Here is a 6,838-nt window from a genome sequence, read left to right as displayed (position 1 = left end):
TCACTCACGCGGCATTGCTGGATCAGGCTTTCGCCCATTGTCCAATATTCCCCACTGCTGCCTCCCGTAGGAGTCTGGGCCGTGTCTCAGTCCCAGTGTGGCTGATCATCCTCTCAGACCAGCTACGGATCGTCGCCTTGGTGAGCCTTTACCTCACCAACTAGCTAATCCTACGCGGGCTCATCCAAAGGCGATAAATCTTTGGTCTTGCGACATCATCCGGTATTAGCTCAAGTTTCCCTGAGTTATTCCGAACCTTTGGGCAGATTCCCACGTGTTACGCACCCGTGCGCCACTAGACCCGAAGGTCTCGTTCGACTTGCATGTGTTAGGCATGCCGCCAGCGTTCGTTCTGAGCCAGGATCAAACTCTCAAGTTCATATCCGAACAATTCTCCGGAGGAATATCCGAAGAAAAGCCCGTTTCAAGGAGCTTGTCTCTGCACAACGTCTACTGACTTTGTTTGAAACCAATCTTTCGATCGGCCTTCACAAGCGTATGCGTTGAGACATATAGACAAACTTGTTTCACGACACCCGAGCCTTGAAGCCCCGGGGCGTGGAACCGCCGTCCACATGTCCCTTCATCTAAACCAACAATGAGAAAGAGCGAAGCTAACCTTCACCGGAATTTGCGTTCCGGCCAAACCTTACGGCTTGTTGAAGGCTCGCCACCAACACGGTCCCTCTTTCGAGGAAGCTTTCCGGAAGGGAAAGCCCGGCGAGGCAACTCAGTGCCTGCCGTCGTTGTCGGCGTCGTCTGTGGGGCGGCTTATGGCGACGCGCCTTCACCCCGTCAACAAGTATTTTCCGACTTTTTCGCGCCGCCGATCAGTTTTCTACGGTGGCGCAGGTTCTGCAAAGCCGGAATACGCAACTTAGGCAATTTTCCGAAAGTTTCAAGCGGTCGTTATGTAATCGCGCAAAGCACGCGCCTCGCGCTCGATCGCCTCGATCCGTGCCTTCACCAGGTCGCCGATCGAAACCAGCCCCGCCAGATGGCCCGAATCCACCACCGGCAGGTGCCGAACGCGCCGATCCGTCATCAGCGCAAGCGCCGCCACCACCGAATCGCCCGGCGCTATCGTCAGCACGGGTGTGGTCATGATGTCCCGCGCAGCCAGTGAAAGAACCTGCTCGCGGTGCCCGGCCAGCGCGCGAATCACGTCGCGCTCGGAAACCAGGCCCACCACCGATTCGCCGTCGATCACCAGCATCGCTCCGATTCGGCGCGTGTTCATCTCGGCGACGATCACTTCGACACTGGTGTCCGGCCCCACGCACGCAACATCCGTGCCCTTGGCGTGAAGAACTCCTGCGATTCCCATGTCGCTCCCTCTCCTCGCTTCTCCCGCCTTGAATGTCGCGCAAAGCGGGCCGAATGAAAAGGGATGTCGCACGAACCCCGCCATCATGCCGAAATCCGCGAATCGAAAGCGCAGCGCCTGCTGGAAGCCCGGCGCCGATTCTTGCTGTTGCTGAAACTGATGCTGGCCGCGTCGCTGGTCGTGCTTGCGGGTGCGTTCCTGTGGTTGCACGAATCGGGCGTGCCGATGCCGATCCACCTGATCGTCGCGGTTTCGATCGGCGTCATCGGCTCGCTGATGCTGGCGGCCGCCTTGATGGGGCTGGTGTTTTTCTCGGCCGCAAGCGGCGCCGACGACGAGGCCGACGGCCCGGACTGGCGCTAGAACGACACAAGGCGTCCCGCGCAAAACAAAAAAGACCGGCAGAGTGGCTCTGCCGGTCCTCGATCAACATTCCGATCAGCCTTCCGCTGTTTCCGTTTTGCGCGGGCGCCCGCGCCGGCGCGGCTTTGGCGCTTCGTCGGCTGATTCCGCCGCCGGCTCGTCCTCGCGTTCCTCGCGGGCGGGCGCTCCGCCAAAGGCAACCAGTGCTGCCTCGCCATCCGAAAGGTGCAGCTCCAGCACCTGCGTCGGCGCCGCTTCCGGTTCTGCCTGTTCACGCGGCGCACGCTCGCGCTGCTCACCCCGACGATCCCAACGGCGCTGCCGCTCGTTGCCGCCGGCTTCCTGCCGCTCCGTGCGCGCGGGCTGCTCCGGCCGCTCGCCGTCGTTGCCGTCTGTCTGCGCTTCCACCGCACCGTCGGCGACTGCCTGCTCGTCCTCGAACTGATCGAAGACACCGCGCCTAGCGCGCATTTCTTCCTGGCGGATGCGGCTGTCGTTCAACACGCGGAAATAATGGTCGGCGTGCTGCAGATAATATTCCGAGGCCACGCGATCACCGGCCTGGTGCGCGTCACGCGCAAGCTGCTTGTATTTTTCCAGCAACTGGTGCGCATTCCCGCGCACGCGCACTTCCAGACGGCTGGCCGACTGGCCGCCCATCGCCTGACCCATCGGGCGCGGATTGTTGTTGCCGCCGCTTCCACGACGCCTGCGCCCGCTTTGCCTGTTCTGCATGCTTCCGTTCGTCCTCATGTACCCGCAGCCGGGTTCCGTCTGCTCCGATTTCGCCTGTGCTTCCGGGGTGAGCCCCCGATCCCGGTCAGAAATTGAGCCAGTCCACCAGCCGCCGGAACCGTCCGCTCTACCGGGCCGACGCCGGGTATCGCGAAACCTGCCTCACCTTGCTATTTCGGCCTTCCCGCGAATCGGGAGCATTTCTGCTGCTGGCCTCAATGTCGTTGGGGGCGTGGCGTGGCGGTTCCATCCAGCCGCGCTGCTTTTTGGTCCCTAAACGCTGCTTTCGGGCTTGCCAAGCCATTTCGTGTTTCATCTGCCTGTGGCGAATCGGCGCGACCGGCCTTCAGCCGGCCCGCAGAATCAGCGCGCGCGGCCGCCCGCCAAGGTCTTGGCGAATCGCTCCGGCAAAACCCTCGTCGGCGGCCATCGCCAGCAGCGCGTCTACCTGCCCTTCGCCAAACTCGAACAGCGCCACACCGCCGGGCGCCAGCAGCAGCCGCGTTTCGGGAATCAGCCGCCGATAGGGGTCAAGGCCATCTGCGCCGCCAAACAAGGCCAGATGCGGTTCGAACAGCACAACATCCGGCATCAGTTCGGTACCGTCTTTGATATAGGGCGGATTGCACAGCAGCAGGTCGAACGGGCCGGCAACACCCGCCGCCCAGTCACCTTCAGCAAACCACGCACGCTGATCAAACCCCAGACGCACCGCATTCTCCCGGGCAACGGCCAGCGCCGTCGCCGACCGGTCGACTCCAAGCCCCGTTGCATCCGGCCACTGCGCCAGAGCTGCCAGCAACAGCGCGCCGGAACCGGTGCCCAGATCCAGAATCCGCGAAGGCGCCCTGCCAGCGAAATGTTCGATCGCCGCCTCGATCAGCGTTTCGCTGTCGGGGCGCGGCACCAGCACATCGGGCGTCACCCGCAGCTCCAGCGACCAGAATTCGCGCCTGCCCAGAATGTGCGCAACCGGCTCGTGGCGCATCCGCCGCTCCACCATCGCCGCAAATGCGGCCCGCTGGCGGGCCTCCACCGGCGCGTCGCGCATCAGCATCGCCAGCCTGTCCTCGTGCAGAACGTCCGCCAGCAGCAGTTCCGCATCCAGCCGGGCGGTTTCTCCGGGCAGGATCGCAGCGGCCGCGCGCAACAGCCGCCGGCGATCGCCGGCTTCAGGCAGCATCCAGCGCCGCAAGCCTTTCGGCTTCGTCCTCGGCCACCAGCGCCGACACCAGTTCCTCCAGCCCCGGCCCTTCCAGCACCTCGGCCAGCCGGTGCAGCGTCAGGTTGATCCGGTGGTCGGTCACCCGGCCCTGCGGGAAATTATAGGTGCGGATGCGCTCCGAACGGTCGCCCGATCCCACCATCGCCCGCCGGTCGGCCGACCGCGCCGAGGCCAGTTTCTCGCGTTCCAGTTCGTAAAGCCGGGCGCGCAGCACCTTCATCGCCTTGGCCTTGTTCTTGTGCTGGCTCTTTTCGTCCTGCTGGCTCACCACCAGCCCGGTCGGCAGGTGGGTGATGCGCACGGCCGAATCGGTGGTGTTGACGCTCTGCCCTCCCGGTCCCGACGAACGGAACACGTCGATTCGCAGATCCTTGTCGTCGATCGCCACGTCCACTTCCTCGGCTTCCGGCAGCACCGCAACCGTCGCCGCCGAGGTGTGGATGCGCCCTCCGGCTTCCGTCACCGGCACCCGCTGCACCCGGTGCACGCCCGATTCGAACTTCAGCCGCGCAAACACGCCTTCTCCGTTCACGCCCATCACCACTTCCTTGAAGCCGCCCAGCTCCGAGGCCGACGCGCTCAGGGTTTCCACCCGCCAGCCGCGCGTTTCGGCATAACGCTGGTACATGCGCGCCAGATCCGCCGCGAACAGCGCAGCTTCGTCGCCACCCGTCCCGGCGCGGATTTCCAATATGGCGGGCTTGCTGTCGGCGGCGTCGCGCGGCAGCAGTTGCAAGGCCAGCGCGCGCTCGGCGTCGGGCAGGCGCGCCTTCAGGTCGGGCAGCTCCTCGGCGGCCAGCGCCCGCATGTCGGCGTCGGCGGCCACGTCGGCGGCCAGCGCCTCCAGCTCCGCCAGATCGCGCCGCATCGCCACCACCGCGCGCGCGGCGTCGGCGGCGGGCGTCAGTTCGGCATAATCCTTCGACAGCGCAACGAATCGCGAAGGCTCCAGCGCCGGGTTGGCCATTTCCGCCGCCAGCCCGTCGTGCCGCTGCACGATCTGCGCCAGCCGCTGGTCGGAAAGTCGCGCCATCAGTTCGCCGCCGCAACCGCCGCAAGCAGGCCGTCCACGGCCACCCGCCGCTGCGTGCCAGAGGCCAGAGCTTTCAGCGTCACTTCACCGGCGGCAAGTTCGTCGTCGCCCAGAATCACGGCAAAGCGCGCGCCTGACTTTGCCGCCCGCTCCATCCGCTTCTTCACATTGCCGCGCCATGCGCGTTCCGCCGACAATCCGGCCGCGCGAAGTTCGGCCAGCAGCGCATCCGCCGCCAGTTCGGCTGCATCGCCCATCGGCACCAGCGCCACATCCAGCGCCGCGGCCACAGGTTCGCCGCACAGCATCATCAGCCGCTCGATGCCGCCCGCCCAGCCGACGGCAGGCGTCGCTACACCGCCCATCGCTTCCACCAGCCCGTCATAGCGGCCGCCACCGATCACCGTTGCCTGCGCGCCCAGCGCATCGCTGACAAATTCGAAGGCGGTGTGGCGGTAATAGTCAAAGCCGCGCACCAGCCGCGCGTGCCGCTGAAACGCAACGCCGCTCGCCTGCAACCCTTTCTGCACGCTTTCGAAAAATCCGCCTGCTTCGGCGCCCATGAAGGCGTCGATTGCGGGCGCCGAATCCACCAGCGGCCGGTCCTGCGGATCCTTGCTGTCCAATATGCGCAACGGATTGCTTTCCAGCCGCCGCCTGCTGTCCTCTGACAACGCGTCGGCGTGCGCGGAAAAATGCGCCACCAGCCCGTCGCGCCAGCGGGCGCGCGTTTCAGCATCGCCCAGCGTGTTCAGTTGCAGCGCAACGCCTGCAACACCCAGTTCCTTCAGCAAAAGGTCGGCAAAGGCGATCAGCTCCACATCGGCGGCGGGCTCGGCTGCGCCCAGCACTTCGGCGTCGATCTGGTGAAACTGCCGGTAACGGCCCTTCTGCGGCCGTTCATAGCGGAACAGCGGCCCGTGCGTCATCAGCTTCAGCGGCGCGAACTGCTGCCAGCCTTCCGATACATAGGCCCGGCAGATTCCGGCGGTAAACTCGGGGCGCAGTGTCAGCGATTCGCCGTTGCGGTCCTCGAACGTGTACATTTCCTTGGAAACGACATCGGTCGTCTCTCCCAGAGTGCGGGCGAACACCTGGGTGAATTCCACCACCGGCACCTGCACGCCGCGAAAGCCGAAACGGCGGCCGACATCACGGAACACCGAAGTCACATGCTCGAACCGGGCCGCCTCGTCGCCCAGAAAATCCTGCATCCCGCGCACCGGCTGCATGCGCGCAGGTTTCGCTGCTCTGGTCTCGTCGCTCATGGTCCGCGCGCCTAGCAGGCGCGGCTTTAGGATGCAAAATGCAGCTACCGCGCGCCCAGCTTCAGCAGCGCCGCACCCTCCAGACGCCAGGTCTCCCAGCCCGTCGCGTGGCGGGCGCCAAGTATTTCATAAAAGCCCTTGGCGCTGTTGTTCCAGTCAAAGACGTTCCATTCCATGCGGGCGCACCCCTCGCCCAGTGCCAAGGCCGCCAGCCGGGTCAGCAGCGCCAGCCCCAGCCCCCGCCCGCGCTGGCCGGGATCGACGAACAGATCCTCCAGAAACAGCCCGCGCTTGCCGGTCCAGCTCGAAAAATTGAAGAAATACAGCGCCAGCGCCACCGCCTGCCCGTCCGCGAACGCCAGCAACGCACGCAGATGCCCGGCCGCCAGCGCCGCACGGCAGTCGGCCTCGGTCATGTGCACTTTGTCCAGTTCATTTTCATAGGCGGCAAGCGCCTTCACCAGCGCCAGCACCTGCCCGGCATCGTCAGCGGTCGCCTGCCGGATCACCGGCGCCGAACTGCTCATTCGGCGGCGTGGGCAGTGGCTTCGGCTGCCGCCTTTTCGGCTTCGATCGCAGCGGCCTTCTCCTCGACCAGCTGCACGATATGCTCAAGGATATCCGGGTCCGCGACATGGTGGTCGGTCAGCCCCGACAGGTAAACCATATGCCGGCCATTGCCGCCGCCGGTCAGGCCGATGTCGGTTTCGCGCGCCTCGCCCGGCCCGTTCACCACGCAGCCCAATACCGAAAGCGACAGTTCGGTGGTGATGTGCGCCAGCCGCTTTTCCAGCGCCTCGACGGTGCGGATCACGTCGAACCCCTGCCGGGCGCAGCTCGGGCAACTGACGATCTTCACACCCCGCGCGCGGATGCCCAGCGATTTC

The 6,838-nt window shown here is 65.1% G+C and carries 7 protein-coding genes, 1 rRNA gene and 1 pseudogene; 1 reads left to right on the top strand and 8 read right to left on the bottom strand.

Translation table 11 applies throughout. From position 1 onward, the window contains the following. Together AC16JP_RS10155 and AC16JP_RS10150 are read right to left on the bottom strand one after the other, a co-directional pair. Positions 1–379, bottom strand: a 16S ribosomal RNA gene (locus tag AC16JP_RS10155); the annotation flags it as partial. A gap of 519 nt (positions 380–898) precedes the next feature. Beyond that, the gene (locus tag AC16JP_RS10150; protein WP_484340497.1) at positions 899–1,327 is read right to left on the bottom strand and encodes a CBS domain-containing protein; all 429 of its coding nucleotides are present in this window, start codon (positions 1,325–1,327) and stop codon (positions 899–901) included. A 63-nt stretch (positions 1,328–1,390) separates the two neighbouring features. Here AC16JP_RS10150 and AC16JP_RS10145 point away from each other — a divergent pair, with 63 nt between their 5' ends. Then, positions 1,391–1,690: a hypothetical protein gene (locus AC16JP_RS10145; RefSeq protein WP_484340496.1), complete on the top strand. Its 300-nt coding sequence runs from the start codon at positions 1,391–1,393 to the stop codon at positions 1,688–1,690. A gap of 75 nt (positions 1,691–1,765) precedes the next feature. Here AC16JP_RS10145 and AC16JP_RS10140 read toward each other — a convergent pair whose 3' ends face one another. The 6 genes and pseudogenes from AC16JP_RS10140 to AC16JP_RS10115 all read right to left on the bottom strand — a co-directional run. After that, positions 1,766–2,425 (bottom strand): DUF4167 domain-containing protein, encoded by a 660-nt coding sequence (locus AC16JP_RS10140; protein WP_484340495.1) that lies wholly within the window; start codon positions 2,423–2,425, stop codon positions 1,766–1,768. Positions 2,426–2,771: 346 nt separating this feature from the next. Continuing rightward, positions 2,772–3,608 carry a peptide chain release factor N(5)-glutamine methyltransferase gene (gene prmC / locus AC16JP_RS10135; protein WP_484340494.1) on the bottom strand — a complete coding sequence of 279 codons (837 nt, stop codon included), beginning with the start codon at positions 3,606–3,608 and terminating at the stop codon, positions 2,772–2,774. After that, entirely contained in the window at positions 3,598–4,683 is a 1,086-nt protein-coding gene (prfA, locus tag AC16JP_RS10130; protein ID WP_484340493.1) for a peptide chain release factor 1, read from the bottom strand. The genes prmC and prfA overlap by 11 nt, the downstream gene beginning before the upstream one ends. Then, entirely contained in the window at positions 4,683–5,951 is a 1,269-nt protein-coding gene (hisS, locus tag AC16JP_RS10125) for a histidine--tRNA ligase (RefSeq protein WP_484340492.1), read from the bottom strand. The genes prfA and hisS overlap by 1 nt, the downstream gene beginning before the upstream one ends. A 44-nt stretch (positions 5,952–5,995) precedes the next feature. After that, positions 5,996–6,478: an N-acetyltransferase family protein gene (locus AC16JP_RS10120; protein ID WP_484340491.1), complete on the bottom strand. Its 483-nt coding sequence runs from the start codon at positions 6,476–6,478 to the stop codon at positions 5,996–5,998. Next, positions 6,475–6,838: pseudogene (locus tag AC16JP_RS10115) on the bottom strand (flavodoxin-dependent (E)-4-hydroxy-3-methylbut-2-enyl-diphosphate synthase); the annotation flags it as partial. The pseudogene AC16JP_RS10115 and the gene AC16JP_RS10120, both read right to left, overlap by 4 nt.

Source organism: Sandaracinobacteroides sp. (assembly GCF_057137845.1).
This window is presented reverse-complemented; position numbering and strand designations above follow the sequence as displayed.

What these genes read in the sequence shown, in the direction of transcription:
- AC16JP_RS10150 (WP_484340497.1), bottom strand. Translation starts at nt 1,327, where the DNA reads ATGGGAATCGCAGGAGTTCTTCACGCCAAGGGCACGGATGTTGCGTGC.
- AC16JP_RS10145 (WP_484340496.1), top strand. Translation starts at nt 1,391, where the DNA reads ATGTCGCACGAACCCCGCCATCATGCCGAAATCCGCGAATCGAAAGCG.
- AC16JP_RS10140 (WP_484340495.1), bottom strand. Translation starts at nt 2,425, where the DNA reads ATGCAGAACAGGCAAAGCGGGCGCAGGCGTCGTGGAAGCGGCGGCAAC.
- prmC (WP_484340494.1), bottom strand. Translation starts at nt 3,608, where the DNA reads ATGCTGCCTGAAGCCGGCGATCGCCGGCGGCTGTTGCGCGCGGCCGCT.
- prfA (WP_484340493.1), bottom strand. Translation starts at nt 4,683, where the DNA reads ATGGCGCGACTTTCCGACCAGCGGCTGGCGCAGATCGTGCAGCGGCAC.
- hisS (WP_484340492.1), bottom strand. Translation starts at nt 5,951, where the DNA reads ATGAGCGACGAGACCAGAGCAGCGAAACCTGCGCGCATGCAGCCGGTG.
- AC16JP_RS10120 (WP_484340491.1), bottom strand. Translation starts at nt 6,478, where the DNA reads ATGAGCAGTTCGGCGCCGGTGATCCGGCAGGCGACCGCTGACGATGCC.